This is a genomic window from Desulfospira joergensenii DSM 10085 (assembly GCF_000420085.1).
Classification (GTDB): Bacteria; Desulfobacterota; Desulfobacteria; order Desulfobacterales; family Desulfobacteraceae; genus Desulfospira; species Desulfospira joergensenii.
In genome coordinates, this window is record NZ_ATUG01000003.1 from 347,917 (window position 1) to 367,088 (window position 19,172).

The following is a 19,172-nucleotide window of genomic DNA, read 5'->3' on the forward strand; positions in this document are numbered from 1 at the left end:
AGATGAAGGCAGAGGCAGTCAGAAAGGACCAGGATTTTCTAGAATCGGATCTGCAGTCACGGAACCGCTCCTGCATCTTCACGGATCTGGGTCTGGCTGACTATGCCGATGTCCTTATTCTCCAAGGCTCCACAAGGGATGAAATGATCAAAGACCCGGCCCTGCCGGACCGGGTCTTTTTCGTCCAGCATCCAAGCGTATACACCCTGGGCAAACGGGGGGGACGGGAAAATCTCACCGTGTCTGAATCCTTTCTGGAATCAAAGGGAATTCCCATTGTCCAGACCGGCCGGGGGGGCAACATCACCTATCACGGCCCGGGCCAGGCGGTTCTCTACCCCGTGATCCATTTGGAACGGGCCAGAATCGGGGTGGCCGACTTTGTGGCAGGCCTGGAAGAAATCATGAAGCGGACCGCTTCGGATTTTGGGGTCCCTGCGGACCGGAACGAAAGAAACCACGGACTCTGGGTGGGAAACAAGAAAATCGGAAGCGTGGGCATCTCCATTCAAAAGGGAGTTTCCATCCATGGCCTGGCCCTGAACCTCAACCCGGACCTGACCCCCTTTTCCTGGATCAATCCCTGCGGACTGGCCGATATGTCCATGACCTCCATTGAAAAGGAAGTGGAAGGTGTTCAGCCGAGCGTTTCGTTTTCCATGGACCGGGTAAAATCCTTATTTATCCAACATTTTAGCGATATCTTTGACTATGCCATCGCTGAGGAAGAACATGAAAACTGATGCCAAAACCTGCACCGGCCCCTGTAAAGCCCTGCCCCGCCAGGCCAAACCCCGGTGGCTGAAAAAGAGCCTGCCCAAGGGCGGGGATTACCAGCGGGTGACCCGGCTCCTTTCAGAGGCAGGTCTTCATACGGTCTGCCAGGAAGCCTCCTGCCCCAACATGTTTGAATGTTTTTCCAAGAACACCTCCACCTTCATGATCCTGGGTTCCCAATGCACCCGGAACTGCCGGTTCTGCAACGTGGGGTCCCGCCCTCCCCAGCCCGTGGATCCGGAAGAACCCCAAAAGCTGGCCCGGGCCGTTCTTGACCTCAAGCTCAACTATGTGGTGATTACCTCGGTTACCCGGGACGACCTGCCCGACGGCGGGGCATCCCATTTTGCCCGGGTCATAGGGGCGGTCAAAGAGGCCGGACCGGATATCCAGGTGGAAGTCCTGATCCCGGATTTCCAGGGAGATACAGAGGCCCTTAAAACCGTGATTAAAGCCAAACCCGACGTCATCAACCACAACATCGAAACCGTGGCGGATCTTTATGACCGGGTCAGGCCCCAGGCCCTTTACCGGCGGTCCCTGGATCTTCTCAGGAAGGTAAAGGATATCGCCCCGGATATGCCTGCAAAGTCAGGGATCATGGTGGGTCTGGGAGAGACCCGGGATCAGCTTGTACGGACTTTTACAGATCTTCACGATCACGGGTGCGACCTCCTTACCATCGGCCAGTACCTCCAGCCCTCCAAGGCCCACCTTAATGTTGAAAAGTTCTATTCCCCGGAAGAGTTTGCCGAACTGGAAAAGACGGCCCGGGAAATCGGCTTTTCCCAGGTGGCTGCCGGACCCTTTGTCCGAAGTTCCTACAAGGCCAAGGAATTATTTCAAAAGAACGGGTAAACGTTTACTTACATACCGATTCCTGCCGGATTCTTTCGCCTTATAAAGAGCCATATCCGCCTGCCGTATCAGCTCCTGAAAGTCCATTTTCCCGGGAGATTCGACATAAACCTGACCCACTGAAACCGTGACTTTTCCAAAAGGATTCTGGGAATGGGAAAAAGGGAGATTAAATGTTTCCACAACTATTTTTTGAGCCAGATGCTCCGCCATTTCAGGAGAGGTCGCTGGAAGAATAATGGCGAACTCTTCGCCGCCGTACCGAAATACAAAATCGGTTTGCCGCCGGACAAGTGAAACAAGCAGAGTTGAAAAAGTTTCAAGCAGTTTATCTCCACCCTGATGACCATAGGTGTCATTATATTTTTTAAAGAAATCCAGGTCGGCCATAATAAACGCCATGGCCAATCCTGAGCGGCTGCACTGATTCACAACCCGGAAGATGACCTCATCCATATACCGGCGGTTGTACAGCCCGGTCAGTGTATCCCGGATGGCAAGCTCATTTAGCTTTTCCATCATTTCTTTTAGTTTTTCCTGGATCGATTGTCTTGTTTTTTCAAAAGCAAGGGCAAAAAGAAATACACCGATATAACTCAAGAAAATACGGAAAAATTTTGGCGACGAAAAGGGAACAATACCCGGTATAAAATCGGAACCGGCATTCAGCAGTGCTGACAGTCCAATCATGGCCAATGAAAGAATGCTTCCCAATCTTATGCCAAGGAGGAAAAGTGCCGCCATGGGAAAAAGATAATACCAAATAAAAGCCATCTGTTGGCTGGCCCCGCTATGGAATAAAAACATGAGAAAAAGTTGGAGAAACAAAATACTTATAACACTATACATCTGTAAATTTTTACCGGTTCTGGCAAGAAAAAAAAGAAGTATCAGAAAAAAGGCAAAGCCTATATTCAGGTAAGAATAAAAATATGATTTTTCGGAAAACAGCCGGACACTCATGATCATAAGAAACGCAATTCCCAGAAGGGAAAGCGCATAGATCATAATCTGCTTTCTCAGGTTATCGCTGGCCTCAATATTGTCGGCATCAACCGACAATGGTTTGAATATCAATCTCCAGAAAGGACGTTTTATAAACATGGTATCCCTGTATTTTTCAAAGTGATTTCTTTTTTTAACAGTTTGAAATATAGGTTACAACCTTTGCCTGGCCCGGTTTTTTTTGTTTTGGGGATTCTGTCCGCATTGAAACTTTACCGCAGAACGGATATAGAGATATAATATAGCAACGGAGAACCTGCCCATGGATGAAAAGCTCTTTATTCGAAAATGCATCATGGAAACCGCTGAAGGCCTTCGGGAGGGGCTGAACCGTTTTTCAGGCCCCAGCCGGGTAGCCGTCATCTATGCTGTGAAGCCCGGAGACCCCATGGTTGTCTATGATCCACAGAACCTCCTGGCCGGACATGAACCCAAATTCAAGGAGCTGTTCCTGGACAAGGATGACTGGCAGAAAAAATGTTTCCTCAGGTATGACAAAAAAAAATTCAGCAACCTGCTTCCGGAAAAAAATCTGGAACTGGCAGGACTCATCTCCTGCGGCGGGCGGTCCGGCACGGTCTCCTATCAGATGTGGTTTACCGAGCACCACCCGGATATGTGCACCATCGGCCCAACGGAACGGTGGCTGGAGCAGGCCGTCTGGCGGCTTTCCCACGATATTGCCAATGAAGAAGAACTTTACACGGGTATCTCCGGCGGTTTCCTGAAAGAATATGCCACCCACGCGGTCAGGGATTTTCTGGTGGATGAGATGAATGTGCTGCTCGGATGGGATACACGGATCCGGGTCTATCCGATTCTCGAGGCTGTGCTTAAAATTTCCTGGACACCGGAAGAAGGCGCCTGGCCCAAGGGCAAGCTCCTTTTTGTCGAAAAGAGATCCCTTTCAAACCTTAAGTTTCTGGCGGAATTTCCCGAAACGGAACGGCCGGTTCTGGACAATGTAAAACATATCCGGAAGCTGCTGCAATCCGTTGAAAATTCGGATCGAAAACTGGTGGCTGACGAGGAAACCATTATCGGTATTATCGGAGATGAGGTCCCTGGATTCTCCATTACCGCAGATTTCAATGGACAATATGGTTTCTTAAGCCTAAACGCGGACCCGGTCTGTTCATTTTCAGACGGCAGCTTCAAGTCCACCAACCGCAGGCCAAAGCTGGTTCAGGTGGAAGAAGTCCTGCTGGATTCGGCCATGGATCCGGAGGAGGCCAGTGCCTTATTTAAGGTCATTACCGGAATCGTTCACGATGCGGCAACCCACCGGCATGGCTGCACCCTTGTCGTGGATCTGAACCCGGCCCCGATATTCATCTCCTGCCATTCGCTTCAGCATCCCCTTGATCTCAGGCAAAAACAAGGCCTTGACCTTGCCAAATCCCTTTCCAGGGTGGACGGTGCCCTTCACATCGGGACCGACCTCAAACTCCGTGGCTTTGCCTGTCTCCTGCACGGCCATTACATTCCCGGGGAACACAGGGCCCGGGGAGCCCGGTTCAACTCCGCGCTCCGGTTCACGGCCGAGAACGAAAATATTGTTGTCATTGTAGTATCCATTGATGCCCATGTCTCCGTGATGATGAACGGCAGGACACTCGATACCCAGTGGAAGCTGAAACCTTCTGTATTCTGCAGTACGCCGGTCCTGCTCAAAGAATGGGCTACCGCCTCTGATCTGACCTATTATTGAATCCATTGAAACATCCTGGCCGTCTGGGTGATCATCCGGGATTTTTACCAGAACAGGCCGAGGAGTCGGGTCATGATCCGTTAAACCGGATTATCCCGTCCGGGCCGGGTCACCTCATCCACGAGGTAGAGAATGGAGGAATAAGGGATCTTCCCGTGGAGGGAAAGGCCCACTTCACAGGTCACCGAGGTGGAATAGCCGGCTTCGCAGGTGCAGACATGTTCATCCAGTCCGGCCAGGGCAGATTCATTGAGTTCGGGAAAATTGAATCCCCGGTCGCCGGCAAATCCGCAGCAATGGATATCCTCGGGCCAGACCACCTGGGTGGCGCATTTTTCCGCCAGCTCCTTGAGTTTGATCTCAAGCCCCATTTTCCGGGTACTGCAGGTGGGGTGGATGGCGATTCGGGTATCTTTCTGGGTGAATTCCAGCCGGTCAATGAGATATTCCAGGACGAATTCAATGGGTTCGAACAGCTTCAACCGGGGATCCAGGGTCTTCTTCATCCGGTAGAGGCAGGGACTGGTGTCGCAGAGCACGGGCAGTTGCCCCTGATCCGTAACTGCCAGCAGGGCTTCGGACAATTCCCGGGCCTTGGTGTCGGCCTGGTCGATGAATCCCTTGCTTTCAAAAGCCTGGCCGCAGCAAAGCTTGTCTAAATCTTCCGGAAAGACCACCCCATACCCTCCTTTTTTGAGCAGGGAAAAGGTTGCCTCCATCAGGGGAAGCTGTTCTTTATTTTCCCGGGAGGGACCGCCCATCATCCTTGATGCGCAGCTGGGAAAATAGACCACCATATCGGCAGGGGCTGTTTCTTCTTTTGTCCTTGGGATTTTTCCTCCACCCGTGGGCATGTGCCGGTTCCACAGGGGCAGACGTTTGTTGCTGAGTTTCCGTGCACCGGCTGCCCCTTTTTCCATGAGCCGGGTACCGGCCAGGGCATGAACCCTGTCTGCCGCATTAAGCCCCATGGAAACTGTTTTGGCGACCGGGGCGAAGTTTTCACCGGTTTTTTTTGCCAGGGCATTGGCAAGGGCTCCCTTTGCCTCCCTTCGCAGTTCTTTGACCATTTTGCCCGTATCAATGGACACGGGGCAGCGTTCCGCACAGAGGCTGTCCGCCGCACAGGTATCCATGCCGGGATAAAGATAGGCCCGGGCCAGGTTTCTCGCCTTGAGCCATCCCTTTTCATCCGCCATCTGCCGGCTGATCTCCCGCCGTCCGGCAATGCGCTGCCGGGGGGAAAAACTTAAGTTCCGGGAAGGACAGACCGGTTCGCAGAACCCGCACTCAATACATTTATCCGCAATCTCATGGGCCGGAGGCATGGATTTGAGGTTCTTGAGATGAACCTCCGGGTCGGGATTAAAAATCACTCCTGGATTGAGCAGATTTTGAGGATCAAAGATCTCCTTGATTTCCTTCATGAGCCCAAAGGCCCGGGCCCCCCATTCCTTTTCAACAAAAGGGGCCATATTTCTCCCGGTGCCGTGTTCTGCCTTGAGAGAACCGCCATACCGGGACACCACCATTTCCACCACCTCGTCCATGAGATTCTTGTACCGGTTCACCTCAATGGGTTCGGAAAAATCCTGGGTAAAAACAAAGTGGAGATTCCCTTCAAAGGCATGGCCGAAAATAATGGCCTCGTGGTATTGATATTTTTTAAACAGGGCCTGGAGGTCCAGGGCGGCATCGGCCAGATGGGCCGTGGGAAATGCCACATCCTCGATGATCACAGTGGTGCCGGTCTCCCGTACGGCGCCCACTGCCGGGAACAGCCCCTTGCGTACGGCCCACAGGATTTTAAATTCTTTGGGATCCGAGGTAAAGGAAATGGGATGGAGGGTGGTAAATCCGGCCAGACTCCGGGTGATCTCTTCAATCTGGCCGGCCAGGGCTTTGGGGGTGTTGGCCCGGGTTTCCACCAGAAGGGCCGTTACTTCAGGCCCTACCCCTCTGATTTCCCGGGGCATGCCCTCCTTGTTCTCCACCGATGCCAGGCTGGCCCGGTCCATGATCTCCGCCGCCGATACCTCAAGGTTCCGGAGAACGGGAATCGCCCGGCAGGCATCGCCTATGTTTTCAAAGAGGATCAGGGCCGAAGCCTTGTGGGGATGCTCGGTCACGGTTTTGAGCACCACATCGGCAATAAATGCCAATGTGCCTTCGGAACCGATCATGAGGTGGGCCATGATATCAACCGGATCCTCATAATCCACAAGGGCGTTAAGGCTGTAACCAGTAGTGTTTTTGATCTTGAACTTGTGCCGGATCCTTGCCGCCAGTGCCTCATCCTCCAGAACCCTTTGCCGAAGGCCGGCCAGCCGGTCCAGAAGAGCGGCATGGGATCTTCTGAATTTTGCCACGCTCCCGGTGTCACCGGTATCCACCCGGGTGGCGTCGGCCAGGATCAGCCGGATGCTTTCCAAAGTCTGGTAGGAGTTCTGGGCCACCCCGCAGCACATTCCGCTGGCGTTATTGGCCAGGATCCCCCCGATTTTAGCCGTATCAATGGAAGCGGGATCCGGGCCGATCTTCTTATTAAAGGGAAGCAGATATCGGTTGGCCCATCCTCCGATGATCCCGGGCTGAAGCCGGATAAACCGGGCCTGGTCAAAAATGGAATACCCATTCCATTCCGGGCCCAGCCGGACCAGGATGGAATCGGAGATGGACTGGCCGGAAAGGCTGGTACCGGCCGCCCTGAAGGTGATGGCAAGGTTTCGTTTACCGGCCTCCCTGAGCACCACCCGGACTTGACGCTCATTTTCCACATCAATAACCATTTCAGGCACCAGGCAATAAAATCCGGCATCGGTTCCAATGACGGATCGCAAAAACAGATCCGTAATCAATTGTTTTTTTGGAATCTCCTGAAGTACGGCATGGTAGAAATCCCTGTAGACCTTCTTAGAAGGCATATGTCCTCCCCTGTGAATTGGTATGAGGGTAAAGAGTAACATTTTTTAATTTACCGCAACAGAAGTATATTGTTTCCGGATGATAAGATCCGAATGGAAATCCCATGTTCCGATTCTAGGAAAGATAAAAAAACAGGAATAGATAAAGTTTCCCCTTGCATTTCCGGACCGGGAATGATTATCTCCACAGATCGCTTTGAGCGATACTACCCGGACAACGGCTTATCAGAAAAGGTTCAAATATAGATAAGATGATACATTCAGCTCGTTCCAAGGCCCTTTGCATGGTTCTGGGGGCCGGTACATTATGGTCGTTCGGGGCCCTGACCATCCGCTACATGACCGAACCCCAGATCTACCGCTGGCAGTATCTGTTTTTCAGGGGGCTGACCATTGCCCTGATCCTATGCGCTTATCTGATGGTCAGAGACGGATCCGGCTTTTACAGGAATTTCAGAAAAATGGGGATTCCCGGATTTGTCGGAGCTTTCGGCCTTGTGGGGGCCTTTATCGGTTTTATCTGGTCCATTACCCTGACAACGGCGGCCAATACTCTTTTCCTCTATTCAACCATTCCTTTTATCGGAGCATTTCTGGGCATATTCATCCTCGGGGAAAGGCTCCGCCTGATGACCTGGGTGGCCATGACCATTGCCCTGATCGGGATTTCCGTGATGGTGGTGGAAGGACTGGGAACCGGCAATGTTCTGGGAACCCTTACCGGGCTTGGCTCGGCATTCGGTTTTTCCGTTTTTTCCGTCTCCCTGCGGTTCAGAAAAGAGGTCCCCCAGTTTGCCGGCATTGCCCTTGCCGGCATTCTCTGTGCGATCTTAACCGCCGGTATCATCCATACCCAGAGCGGCTCCGTACTGATGCCGGTCCGGAACATAGCCCTGAGCATGATCCACGGCTCCCTGGTCGGTGTGGGCCTGATTCTCTTTTCCTTTGGGTCCAAGCATTTTCCGGCGGCCGAACTGAACCTGATCTCCCTGATTGAGGTGGTCGGCGGAGTCGTCTGGGTCTATCTGCCCGTCTTCGGCATCCATGAGGTCCCCAGTATGCTGACCATCATCGGGGGAAGCATTGTATCGGGAGCAATTCTCCTGAACAGTCTGGGCCCAGGTAACAAACCCTACCGGATACCCGCCAAAAAATCCGTATAGCTCCTTGGTTTAGATTTGTAGATCGGCTCCCCTATTCAGTTGATTGTTTCATGGGATTTTGGTATTTTTCAAGGAAGAAAAATTCTTTTTATCGCAATACAATCGAATGGGTTTGATCATTTCTGTGAATAGCGGATGGGGCTATGAATAAGATCATTACGAAAATTCTTATGGCAATTATATCCTGCTCGGTTATTGTTGCCGTTTCAATCGGCTATCTCAGCGTGATGCAGGCATCCAAAATCCTCCGCCAGGAGGCATATGATAAATTCCACTATGTATCCAGCAATTATGCCAACGAATTCAGTGCCAGACTGAAAAAAATAGAGGGATCTGTTGATACACTCGAATCCTTTGTTGCCTCATCATTTGATTCAAATCAATTTGCAGCCGATCATGGGTATCGATCCGGGTATATGAAAAAAATGAATGGCCTGCTCAAAAGGATAGGTGATAAAAGTCCCGGCATTCAGGGAATTTACGTTGTCATTAATCCTGAACTCACAGGTCAGGTTTTTGAGTCCTGGTTTATTAACAACGGAAAGGGGGATTTCATTTACCAGGAACCCGAAGACATCTCAACCTTTTTCCCGGCCAATAAAGATATGGCATGGTATTACGAGCCCATCCGCAAAAAAAAGGGGGTCTGGATCCCTCCATATGTTGATGCCACCATTGATGTGAAAATGATATCCTATACAAGGGCCATCTTCAATGAAGGGCTATTGATCGGAGTGGCAGGTATCGATATAGCCTTTGAAGATATGGAAAAAGAAATTGAAGATATGAAGCTATATGAATCAGGGTATTCTTTCCTGATCAACACGGACTTAACCATTCTTCTTCACCCCTCCCTTGAAACAGGAACATATATACCTGATATCAAAAATGAAGCTTTGAATGAAGTCATAGCGTCCATGACAAAAAACAAATCAGATGTGATTGAATATGTTTTTCAGAATAATAAGAAGATCATGGGATTCTCCAAGCTTTCCAACGGCTGGATATTAAGTGTTTCTACCGTTGCATCCGATATCTTCATGCCCATTGTCCGTCTGAAAAAGAGCATCATGATCAGTGTCGTCTTCCTGCTCATTATCACCGGCATTATCGGTCTGCTGATATCCAAATCGATTACTGCACCGATCAACCGGTTACGGGATATGGCGGCATTGATCAGTCAAGGACAGCACGATATTGAACTGGATCTGAATTCAAATAGCGAGATTGGCGAGTTGTCAAAAAGCATCCAAATCATGACAAAAAAACTGGTCGCTTCCCATGAAGAACTCAAAGAGATCAGCGATGATATGGAATATCTTGCCCACCATGATACGCTCACCGGATTGCCCAATCGCAGGTTCGGTGAATCAAAACTAGAGTCGATTATTGAGAACAAGCAGGATGAGAATTTCCTTGCGGGCATCATGTTTATCGATCTGGATAATTTCAAGACGATAAATGACACCTATGGGCATCGTATAGGCGACAAATTGTTGATCCAGGCCTCCAATACAATGAAACAATGTATCCGCAAAGAAGATATGGTTTTCCGGTTCGGCGGAGATGAATTCATGGTTGCCTTTAAAGATATGCATAGTCTTGAGGCCATCAGTGAACTGGCAAACCGGATATTGAGTGCCGTATCTGAACCCATTGTCCTGGATGGTATTCAGCTCAATATGTCCTGCAGTATCGGCATTGCTATATTGGGAGAGCATGGTGACAACATCAAAAAAATCATGATCAATGCCGATGTTGCCCTGTATGATGCAAAGGAAGACGGACGCAATACGTTCAGGTTTTTCAGTTGAGCTTCAAGCCTGGGTCCCATTTCTATGGATCAACATGACCGGGTAAATCCGTTCTCAATCTGCTGGTATGGCCTTATCCCCCTTCCCCGCCATTCCCATATAAATGGCCGACAGGGTCAGGAGCACTCCGATCCAGTTGGTCATGCCGGTGGGCCGGGCAAAAAAGAGCACATCCCAGACAAAGGCCAGCAGCGGTTGGAGCAGAAGGATTAACCCGGTTCGGGAGGTCCGGACATGGGGCATGGCATTGGCGATCATGACCCATCCGATACACTGGCTGAAAAGGCCCAGGGCAAACAGGGAAAAAAGGGACTGGATGTCCGGTATGGCAAAGGAGTCCCCCCCGGCAGCCAGGATTCCCCCCAAAAAGAGACTGCTGAACAGGGAGACCAGCATCATGTAAAAGAACCGGGATTGGTTTTTGGCATCGGACTGGAGCTGTTTTAAGGTCAGCAAATACCCGATGTAACAGGCTGCGGTGGCAAATCCATAGAGGATGCCAATGCGGGATTCCGGTCCCAGTGTGTCCCAGTTGACACCGATGATCAGGTAAAGCCCCAGCATGGCCAGGGGCAGGGAAAAAATAAATACAAGGCGCAGTTTTTCCCTGAAAAACAAAATTCCCACCAGGGTCAGGCCGAACACCTGGAAGTTGCCCAAAATGGTGGCCAGCCCCGGTCCGATGAAAAGGATGCTCTTATGCCAGCAAAACAGATCCATGGCAAAGAAAACACTGGAGAGTGCGGCCATGAGATATTTTTTAAAGGGTTTGGCAAAAGATTCCCTTTGAATGAGGACCCCGGGGAGCAGAAAAAGGCAGCCGAAAAAGACCCGGTAAAAGGCCGAAGCCGTCGGGGAGACATGGGCAAGTTTTACCCAGACCCCTGAAAAGCTGATCATGGCGGCTCCGGCGACCAGGATGGTCACGGCATTCAGTTTGGGCCGGGAAGAGAACATGGACTGATCCCATCAACAGGCCCCTGGCTGCTGAATGATTTTAATGCGCCCATGGAAAAGGGCTCAAAAAAAGATGAGTTCATGGGGCGGGTATCCAGCCGAAAAGTTTCAGGTGCCTGTTCCTTCAAATGAACCTGCTGTTTAGGCCGGGGTCAAAAAACAGAACCGGTCCAATATCCAATACCCCTGCCCTATTGATGACACCCGGAACAGGTCACGGGTCCGAATGCCGGAAGTTTATCTTCATCTGTGACACCGGCCATTTCAAGGGATTCTCTTTTCTTTTTCAGATCCCTGTGACAGTAGAGGCAGGCCTTGTGATAGGCAGACAGATAATACCGCTGATTTCTCGGATCGTTGATGCTGCGGGATCCGGAATCGGGTTCTACCTGATCATGGCAGCCGGATGTGGTGCAGTTTTGCACCTGGCTCTCTCCGTCCCATTTGTGGTGGCAGGCTCCGCAGCCAAAGCTGAAATGGGTCTCATGGGGAAACTCGACAGAGGAGCGTTTGGCGTATACATCGCCCGGGGCTTCCAGGGTAAAGGTTCCCAGGGGCACGGGAAAAGGGGTCATTGAATCGGTATAGGGCTCTTGGGGCTCCTTATGGCATCCGTCGCAGGCAATGGGACCGGTAAAACCGGCAGCCTGTTTTTTATCCAGTTTTTTCAACTCTTCCCTGTGACAGTCCCGGCAGGCCTTGTGATAGGCACCGGTCATGGAAAAACTCTTTTTTTCTTCCCAGGGCCGGGCAGAGGGAGCACCGGGCCAGAACTCTTCATGACACCCGGAAGAAGAGCAGGACTTCACCTCCTCCACCGGTTCCCATTCATGGTGGCATCTCTTGCATGAAAATTTAAAATGAAAGGAATGGGGAAAGACGACCCATGACTTCTTCGGGCTGTAGCCGGGCGGTGGAACCAGGGTCATGGTTCCGGCAGGCAAAAGAAAGGTTTCTTCTGCGGCAAAGACAAGGGGATTTCCGATCATCAGGATGAAAGCAAAGTAAGACGCAATAAGGAGGGTTCGTTTCATTTTCTTTCTCCAATTATGGGTTATCATCTCATGCAGGGCCCGGGAAGACGTTGCGCCGGAATCACTTGCATTTATTTTTAAAATTACCTGCCGTTGATACTTCAATATAGGATGCCCCCTGCTTGGGGCCGAAACTGCCGGCCACAACGATGATCAGGGTGTCTTCCTTCATCTTTTTTTCCTCCACCAGGCGGCAGATGGCATCCTGCAATGCCTGTTCCGTATCCGCGTCAAGGGGGATGTAATCAGCATAGACCCCGAATGAAAGGGATAGCTGACGCATGACCTTTATATCATATACCTGGGCATAGATGGGGTTGTCCCCCCGGTAGGCGGCCAGGGCCAGGATCGATTTTCCGGTCAGGGAATCGGCCACAATTCCCTGGGTGTTGAGGCGAAGGGCCGCCTTGACTGCCGCCTTGGCCAGATAGGCCGTGATTTTGTTTTCCAGGCTATAGGGGACATCAATGAAACTGCTCAGTTTGTTTTCCACCTCCTGGGCGATTTTGGCCATGGTCCGCACGGCCACTTCCGGATATTTTCCCGAGGCGGTCTCGCCGGATAGCATGAGGGCGTCGGTATGATCCAGGCAGGCATTGGCCACATCAGAGACCTCGGCCCGGGTGGGCCTGGGGGACTCGATCATGGAGTGAAGCATCTGGGTGGCCACAATCACGGGTCTGCGCCGTTCAATGCAGGTGGCCACAATGCTTTTCTGAATCAAGGGGATTTTTTCCGTGGGAATTTCAACGGCCAGGTCTCCCCTGGCCACCATCACCCCGTAGGCATGGTCCAGGATCTCATCCAGGTTATCCACGCCCTGGGAGTTTTCAATTTTAGCGATGATTTTTATAGCGGATTTTTTTTGGTCCAGAATATCCTGGACCGCGATGACATCATGTTTGTTCCGGACAAAGGAATGGGCAATGAAATCCAGGGCATTGTCCGCAGCAAACCGGATAAAGCCCCTGTCCTTTTCGCTCAGGGCCGGTAGCCGGACATGGACCGAAGGGATGTTGATACTTTTCCTGGCCTGGATCACTCCGTCGTTTTCCACGTGGCAGATCAGATAATCCCTGTCTTTTTTCATGACCGCAAGGGCGATGTATCCGTCGTCAATGAGCACGGAACTGCCGATGGGAATATCATTGACAAAATGTTCGTAGGAGACGCAGATGACGTCGTCCCTGGATATTTCATCGGGGGCACCCTTGATCCGGATATAATCTCCATGTTTTACCGCCAGGGGTTTTTCCGCGTCGCAGGTCCGGATTTCAGGTCCTTTGGTGTCGAGCAGGATGCCGATCTTATCGGACACGGCCCGGGTATTATCAATCACCTTCAGGGCATCTTCATGGCTCATGTGGGCGGTGTTAAGCCGGACCACGTTCATGCCGGCCGTATAGAGCCCCCGGATAAAATCAACGGAGCAGTTAAGGTTGGACACGGTGGCTACGATTTTGGTTTTCCTCAGCATGCTTATCCCCTCCCTGGGGCGGATCTTTTACATAGATTGATGATAAAATTTTCCACGCCTGCCCTCTCCTCCGAAGCCGATGTCTTGAATTGATGATCCAGGTCTGCCAGGTCGATCAAACCATTTTTTAATTCTTCCAAAGTGAAATTTTCCGATTTCTGGAAGATTTGGAACACAGGGTATAAATTTTTAGGATTGGGCGCAAGAAAAAGATCAGTGGAAGGCGTGTTTTTTTTGCCCTTTTTTTTCTTCTCCTGATCCTCCCTGTCCAAGGGCTCAAAAACAGAGGCATTCTGGGTCAGTTTCTGGCGGATCTCCTCGTCTCTTTGAATCACCGCCGGCATGACCCGGGTCTTGAACGAATTAAAGTTGATCTGCCTTGGATTCATGCCCTGCATCTTGGGATCCATGGTGAAAGACTTGATCATCAGGAGTTTTCGAATCTGATTTTCCATGGATTTCAAGATCTGGAGGGGATGGAACCGGTCCTTGAACAGAGAGGAAAGAAAAAAAAGGGATTGGGTAAGATTCCGGTCCAGGACCGCATTGGTAAAGAGAAAAATAGGGTCTTTTTTATCCCGTTTAATAAGCTTTTCAACGTCTCCAAGGGTAATCCGGGGGGTGGCGCCGGTATAGGAGACCAGTTTATCCAGATTTCCGGCAAAAAGTTCCAGGTTAAATCCGGTCAAATCCGTCAAAGCCCGGAAGGCGTTCTGATCCAATGTCTTGCCGGCCTTGAACATCACCTGTTCGGTAATGGAGCCGAGCACGGCTGCCTGTTCATCCAGATCGGCTTTTCTGGCGCCCTGGGGAACGCTGCAGTCCACGACCAGTCCGAGTTTTTCAATGCTTTTGAATATTTTTTTTCTCCGGTCCATTCCCTGGGCCAGGAGAACCAGAAAATGATTCTCAGGCAGCCCCTCCTGGATCAGGCCGGACAATCGCTCCAGATCTTTTTCCCCATAGGAGATCCCGCCGGCTTCCCCGGCAGGGGAAAAAAGGGGGGCGTTTTTTACGGCGATTACCTTGGGACCCGATAAAAAGGAAAAGGTGGTGGCCTGTTCGATAATGTCACCCATTGGGGTGGTCGGCCCATCCAGGGCTTCAAGGCCGAATTCCCTCTGGCCCTCCTCGAGCAGAAAACGGGTCAGGCCCTGATAGACCTTGGAGCTGAGAAAGGCTTCGCCGCAGATCAGAATTATCTTGGGACAGGACGCCCTGTCCATTCCGGAGAGGGTCTTATCCACCTGATGATGTTTAATCAGGGTCATTGGCTGATCTGTATAATTTGATGATAAAGGCCAGGGCCACACAGGAGACGATCAGGCCGATTCCCTGGGACATGGATAAAAAATCTAATAAAAACTCTCCCCGATAGTCTCCCCGAAAGGTTTCGATCACGGATCGGAAAGCGGAATAGATCATGATGTAGACCAGGAAGATCATTCCGTGGAATTTCTTGTGTTTCTGGAGCCCGACCAGAATCAGAAACAGAAAAAAATTGGACAGCATCATGTACACCTGGGTGGGATGGAGGGGAAGATTAAGAGGGGCCAGGCCCTGGGGATTGGTGAACCGGATGGCAAAGGGAAGCTCGCATTGCTTCCCGTAGCAGCAGCCGGCAAAAAGGCAGCCGATCCGGCCGATGGAATGGCCCAGGGCAATTCCAGGAGCGATGATGTCTGCGGTTTTCCATACTGGCAGTCCCTTGATCCTGAGGGCCACGGCCGTTGCCCCCACCGCTCCGATGAATCCCCCGAAAAAGACCAGTCCACCGTTCCAGATTTTAAAAATTTCCAGGGGATGGGCGAGAAAGGCCGGATAATCAATGAGAACATATAGAAGCCTGGCCCCGATTACAGCGGATATCAGGATAATAAAAAAGATGTCGCTGATATCCTCGCCGGAAACCCCGTAGAATTTTCCGTTTTTCTTGGAAAACCATAGGGCGGCCATGAATCCCAGGGCCACAAAGAGACCATAGGTGTAGAGTTTGAATCCGCTGATTTGGATGAGAATGGGATGCATCTTGTTTAGAACTCCGGTATCTTGTTCAATACCACATGGTAGACTAGGATCACCATGCCAATGCTGATGGCGGAGTCTGCCACATTAAAGGCCGGCCAATGGGCCGTGCCGATGTAAAAATCAAGGAAATCGACCACTTTTCCGTACCTGAACCGGTCAATGAGGTTCCCCAGGGCTCCCCCGAAAATCAGGGCCAGGCCGTAGGATAAAAAAACAAGGGCCTTTGCCGTCCTTTTATAGAACCATAGCACCGACAATGCAACCAGGGAGGACAAAAATAAAAAAACGATCTTCCGGATCCAGAGGGGCTGGTCGGCAAAAAAACCAAAGGCCCCTCCGGGATTCAGGACATGGCTGATATTGAAAAAATTTTCAATGACCACCACCTGGGCGTTGAGGGGCAGGTAAAGACTGATCAATGCCTTGGTAACCTGATCGGCCAGGACTACCCCCCCGCTGACCAGGACCAGCCGGATGAACTCTTTTCTGCCTGAATCCAAAATCATATCAGATTATTTTTTTCAGGGCAGTTGCACATCTCTCACAGGCAGTTGGATGGTTCGGATCATCTCCAATGGTCTGGTCAAACCGCCAGCAGCGTTCGCATTTTTCTCCTTCGGCCTTTTTGACCCCGATCTCAAGGCCCGGGATCTCCCTGCCCTGGTATGCTGCCGAATCCGTTGAGTCGACCAGGCAGACACTGGATACGATAAAGATATCGTTCAGGGCCTCGGGCAGGGCCTCAACCTGGGTTTTCAGCTGGGAATCCGGCAGTTTGATCTCAAGGGCCGCATCCAGGGGATGACCGATAAGCTTGGCTTTCCTGGCCTCTTCCAGGGCCCGGCTCACCTCGGTTCTGAGGCTGATGACCGCCTCCCATTTTTCGGCCAGTTCGTCGTCTTTCCAGGCTTCATCGGCTTGGACCATCTCTTCCAGGTGGATACTCTCTTTTTTATCCGATCCCGGCATGTGCTGATAGATTTCATCGGCCGTAAAAGGGAGGATGGGGGCCATGAGTTTGACCAGGGCGTCCAGAATCAGGGCCATGGCCGTCTGGGCATCCCTTCTTGCAGGATCATCCGGGGGAGAGGTATAGAGCCTGTCCTTGATGATATCCAGGTAAAAGGCGGACAGGTCCACCACGCAGAAATTGTGAAGGCTGTGGTAAATGGTGTGGAATTCATATTCGTCGTAGGCCTTGCAGGATCTTTTCACCACCTTGTAGAGCCGGTGCAGGATGAAGCGGTCCAATTCGGACATGGAAGATAGAGGCCGGCCATTGGCTTTTAAATCAAAATCATAGAAATTGCCCAGCATAAACCGGCAGGTGTTTCTGATCCTGCGGTAGGCGTCGGAAAGCTGTTTGATGATGTTGTCCGACACGCTAATGTCGCCCTTGTAGTCGGCAGATGCCACCCAAAGCCTCAACACATCGGCACCGTATTGTTTGATAACCTTTTCGGGCAGGACCACGTTGCCAACGGATTTGGACATTTTCTTGCCTTGCTCGTCCACGGTAAACCCGTGGGTCAGAACGGATTTATATGGCGCCTTCCCGGTTCTTCCCACGGATGTGAGCAAGGAGGAGTGGAACCATCCCCTGTGCTGGTCGCTGCCTTCGAGATAGAGATCGGCCGGTCTTGAAAGCCCGGGTCTTTCTTCCAAAACCGCAGCATGGCTGGTTCCGGAGTCAAACCAGACATCCAGGATGTTGTGGTCCTTGGAAAACCCGGTGGATCCGCAGGATTTGCATTTGGCCCCCTCGGGCATGAGAAAGGCCGCATCCTTTTCAAACCAGATATCAGAAGAGTGTTCGGTAAAGAGCTGGTGAACCCGGTCCACAGACTCCCGGGTAACATAGACCTCTTTACAGTCATTGCAGTGGAAAACCGGGATGGGAACCCCCCAGGACCGCTGGCGGGAAAGACACCAGTCCGGCCGGTTCTCAATCATGGAATAGATCCTTTCCCTTCCCCAGGACGGAATCCATTTCACGTTGTTGATCTGTTCCAGGCTGTTTTTGCGCAGCCCCAGCTTGTCCATGGAGATAAACCACTGGGGAGTGGCCCTGTAGATGACCGGGTTTTTACACCGCCAGCAGTGGGGATAGGAGTGGGACAGGTTTTCGTTTTTCAGCAGTCTTCCCAGGCTGTCAAGATGCTGGTTGATCTCCTTGTTGGCCTTGAAGATGAACTGGCCGCCAAAGAGTTCCACATCCTTTGAAAAGGTTCCGTTGTCCTCAATCGGTGAATAACAGTCCAGGCCGTAACGTTTGCCCACAATATGGTCGTCGGCACCGTGGCCCGGGGCCGTATGAACGCAGCCGGTTCCGGCATCCAGGGTGACGTGGTTCCCGAGGATGATCAAAGAATCCCGGTCGTAAAAGGGATGGCTGCACCTTTTGTTCTCCAGGTCCCCTGCCCTGATTTCCCCGAGCACGGAATAGTCGTCCAGGCCCAGGGTTTCCATGACCTGTTTCACCAGATCCCTGGCAAGGATGAGGACGCCGTGGCTCTGGGTTGTAACGGCGGCATAGGTAAAGTCAGGATGAAGACATACCCCCAGGTTGGCCGGAAGGGTCCAGGGGGTGGTGGTCCAGATGACCATGGAGATCTCCTGGGTCCCAAGCCCCGGGATCAGCCCGCTGATATCGTCTTTCAAAGGAAACTTCACATAGATGGATGGGGAGGTGTGATCGTGGTATTCGATTTCAGCCTCTGCCAGTGCGGTCTGGCAGGAACAGCACCAGTATATGGGTTTTTTGCCCAGGAACATGTCCCCGGACAGGGCAAATTCCCCGCATTCCTTGGCGATCCGGGCTTCATAGGGGTAGTTCATGGTCAGGTAGGGCTCATCCCACTCCCCGGCCACACCGAACCGCTTGAATTCCTCCCTCTGAATATCCACAAATTTGGAGGCATAGGTCCTGCATTCCCGGCGGACCTGGACCGGAGTCATCTCTTTCTTTTTGCTGCCCAGTTTCTTGTCCACGTTATGTTCGATGGGCAGGCCGTGGCAGTCCCAGCCGGGAACATAGGGGGCATTGAATCCGGCCATCTGCCGGGACCGGATGATGATGTCCTTTAATATCTTGTTGATGGCATGACCGATGTGAAGATGTCCGTTGGCATAGGGAGGACCGTCATGGAGGATGAAAGAAGGTTTGTCCTTGGATTGTTCCCTCAGTTTTTCATAGATCTTTTTTTGCTCCCAGTCCTTGAGCATCTGGGGTTCTCGCTGGGGCAGGTTGGCCTTCATGGCAAACTGGGTAGAAGGCAGGTTGAGCGTTTTCTTATATTCCATTTTTCCTCCGAATCGGGCATAAACTTAAGGTCAATATTGAACTCTCCTTTTTATTTCCAAACCGGCTGAAAGTCAAGGAATATAAAGCTGTCCTTTTTTTCAAGGTTGTGCTATCCATTCC

Annotated in this window: 14 protein-coding genes; 5 read left to right on the forward strand and 9 right to left on the reverse strand. The window is 51.4% G+C overall.

Features of this window, described 5'->3' with window-relative positions; translation table 11 throughout:
- The first annotated feature begins 2 nt into the window (after window positions 1–2).
- Window positions 3–743 carry a lipoyl(octanoyl) transferase LipB gene (lipB, locus tag F608_RS0125800; RefSeq protein ID WP_022668638.1) on the forward strand — a complete coding sequence of 247 codons (741 nt, stop codon included), beginning with the start codon at window positions 3–5 and terminating at the stop codon, window positions 741–743.
- A complete protein-coding gene (gene lipA, locus F608_RS0125805) occupies window positions 733–1,635 on the forward strand; it encodes a lipoyl synthase (protein WP_022668639.1) in 903 nt (300 codons plus the stop codon). The genes lipB and lipA overlap by 11 nt, the downstream gene beginning before the upstream one ends.
- On the opposite strand, the gene F608_RS35370 is transcribed toward lipA, so the two are convergent.
- The gene (locus F608_RS35370; RefSeq protein ID WP_084681284.1) at window positions 1,615–2,739 is read right to left on the reverse strand and encodes a GGDEF domain-containing protein; all 1,125 of its coding nucleotides are present in this window, start codon (window positions 2,737–2,739) and stop codon (window positions 1,615–1,617) included. The genes lipA and F608_RS35370 overlap by 21 nt on opposite strands.
- 163 nt (window positions 2,740–2,902) lie before the next feature.
- Between F608_RS35370 and F608_RS0125815 the strand changes: the two genes are divergently transcribed.
- Window positions 2,903–4,351: a DNA integrity scanning protein DisA nucleotide-binding domain protein gene (locus F608_RS0125815; RefSeq protein WP_022668642.1), complete on the forward strand. Its 1,449-nt coding sequence runs from the start codon at window positions 2,903–2,905 to the stop codon at window positions 4,349–4,351.
- Window positions 4,352–4,431: 80 nt separating this feature from the next.
- On the opposite strand, the gene F608_RS0125820 is transcribed toward F608_RS0125815, so the two are convergent.
- Window positions 4,432–7,275: an FAD-binding and (Fe-S)-binding domain-containing protein gene (locus F608_RS0125820; protein WP_022668643.1), complete on the reverse strand. Its 2,844-nt coding sequence runs from the start codon at window positions 7,273–7,275 to the stop codon at window positions 4,432–4,434.
- A gap of 251 nt (window positions 7,276–7,526) precedes the next feature.
- On the opposite strand from F608_RS0125820, the gene F608_RS33425 reads away from it, so the two are divergent.
- Window positions 7,527–8,438 carry a DMT family transporter gene (locus F608_RS33425; RefSeq protein WP_022668644.1) on the forward strand — a complete coding sequence of 304 codons (912 nt, stop codon included), beginning with the start codon at window positions 7,527–7,529 and terminating at the stop codon, window positions 8,436–8,438.
- Between the two features lie 143 nt (window positions 8,439–8,581).
- The gene (locus tag F608_RS0125830) at window positions 8,582–10,252 is read left to right on the forward strand and encodes a diguanylate cyclase domain-containing protein (protein ID WP_022668645.1); all 1,671 of its coding nucleotides are present in this window, start codon (window positions 8,582–8,584) and stop codon (window positions 10,250–10,252) included.
- A 54-nt stretch (window positions 10,253–10,306) separates the two neighbouring features.
- On the opposite strand, the gene F608_RS0125835 is transcribed toward F608_RS0125830, so the two are convergent.
- The 7 genes from F608_RS0125835 to ileS all read right to left on the reverse strand — a co-directional run bounded on the left by F608_RS0125835 (window position 10,307) and on the right by ileS (window position 19,051).
- Complete coding sequence (locus F608_RS0125835; protein WP_022668646.1) at window positions 10,307–11,209, reverse strand: DMT family transporter; 903 nt, start codon at window positions 11,207–11,209, stop codon at window positions 10,307–10,309.
- Between the two features lie 191 nt (window positions 11,210–11,400).
- The gene (locus F608_RS0125840) at window positions 11,401–12,243 is read right to left on the reverse strand and encodes a cytochrome c3 family protein (protein WP_022668647.1); all 843 of its coding nucleotides are present in this window, start codon (window positions 12,241–12,243) and stop codon (window positions 11,401–11,403) included.
- 61 nt (window positions 12,244–12,304) lie between these two features.
- Window positions 12,305–13,720 (reverse strand): pyruvate kinase, encoded by a 1,416-nt coding sequence (pyk, locus tag F608_RS0125845; protein ID WP_022668648.1) that lies wholly within the window; start codon window positions 13,718–13,720, stop codon window positions 12,305–12,307.
- A 2-nt stretch (window positions 13,721–13,722) separates the two neighbouring features.
- Window positions 13,723–14,991: a DNA polymerase III subunit delta gene (gene holA / locus F608_RS0125850; RefSeq protein WP_022668649.1), complete on the reverse strand. Its 1,269-nt coding sequence runs from the start codon at window positions 14,989–14,991 to the stop codon at window positions 13,723–13,725.
- Window positions 14,978–15,748 carry a prolipoprotein diacylglyceryl transferase gene (gene lgt, locus F608_RS0125855; RefSeq protein WP_022668650.1) on the reverse strand — a complete coding sequence of 257 codons (771 nt, stop codon included), beginning with the start codon at window positions 15,746–15,748 and terminating at the stop codon, window positions 14,978–14,980. Before lgt ends, holA begins: the two co-directional genes overlap by 14 nt.
- Window positions 15,749–15,753: 5 nt before the next feature.
- Window positions 15,754–16,254, reverse strand: coding sequence for a signal peptidase II (gene lspA / locus F608_RS0125860; protein ID WP_022668651.1), 501 nt, complete (start codon window positions 16,252–16,254; stop codon window positions 15,754–15,756).
- A gap of 1 nt (window position 16,255) precedes the next feature.
- The gene (gene ileS / locus F608_RS0125865) at window positions 16,256–19,051 is read right to left on the reverse strand and encodes an isoleucine--tRNA ligase (RefSeq protein ID WP_022668652.1); all 2,796 of its coding nucleotides are present in this window, start codon (window positions 19,049–19,051) and stop codon (window positions 16,256–16,258) included.
- Between the last annotated feature and the right edge of the window lie 121 nt (window positions 19,052–19,172).

Excerpts from the sequence above, each read along its gene's own strand:
- lipB (WP_022668638.1), top strand. The coding sequence starts at position 3 with ATGAAGGCAGAGGCAGTCAGAAAGGACCAGGATTTTCTAGAATCGGAT.
- lipA (WP_022668639.1), top strand. The coding sequence starts at position 733 with ATGAAAACTGATGCCAAAACCTGCACCGGCCCCTGTAAAGCCCTGCCC.
- F608_RS35370 (WP_084681284.1), bottom strand. The coding sequence starts at position 2,739 with ATGTTTATAAAACGTCCTTTCTGGAGATTGATATTCAAACCATTGTCG.
- F608_RS0125815 (WP_022668642.1), top strand. The coding sequence starts at position 2,903 with ATGGATGAAAAGCTCTTTATTCGAAAATGCATCATGGAAACCGCTGAA.
- F608_RS0125820 (WP_022668643.1), bottom strand. The coding sequence starts at position 7,275 with ATGCCTTCTAAGAAGGTCTACAGGGATTTCTACCATGCCGTACTTCAG.
- F608_RS33425 (WP_022668644.1), top strand. The coding sequence starts at position 7,527 with ATGATACATTCAGCTCGTTCCAAGGCCCTTTGCATGGTTCTGGGGGCC.
- F608_RS0125830 (WP_022668645.1), top strand. The coding sequence starts at position 8,582 with ATGAATAAGATCATTACGAAAATTCTTATGGCAATTATATCCTGCTCG.
- F608_RS0125835 (WP_022668646.1), bottom strand. The coding sequence starts at position 11,209 with ATGTTCTCTTCCCGGCCCAAACTGAATGCCGTGACCATCCTGGTCGCC.
- F608_RS0125840 (WP_022668647.1), bottom strand. The coding sequence starts at position 12,243 with ATGAAACGAACCCTCCTTATTGCGTCTTACTTTGCTTTCATCCTGATG.
- pyk (WP_022668648.1), bottom strand. The coding sequence starts at position 13,720 with ATGCTGAGGAAAACCAAAATCGTAGCCACCGTGTCCAACCTTAACTGC.
- holA (WP_022668649.1), bottom strand. The coding sequence starts at position 14,991 with ATGACCCTGATTAAACATCATCAGGTGGATAAGACCCTCTCCGGAATG.
- lgt (WP_022668650.1), bottom strand. The coding sequence starts at position 15,748 with ATGCATCCCATTCTCATCCAAATCAGCGGATTCAAACTCTACACCTAT.
- lspA (WP_022668651.1), bottom strand. The coding sequence starts at position 16,254 with ATGATTTTGGATTCAGGCAGAAAAGAGTTCATCCGGCTGGTCCTGGTC.
- ileS (WP_022668652.1), bottom strand. The coding sequence starts at position 19,051 with ATGGAATATAAGAAAACGCTCAACCTGCCTTCTACCCAGTTTGCCATG.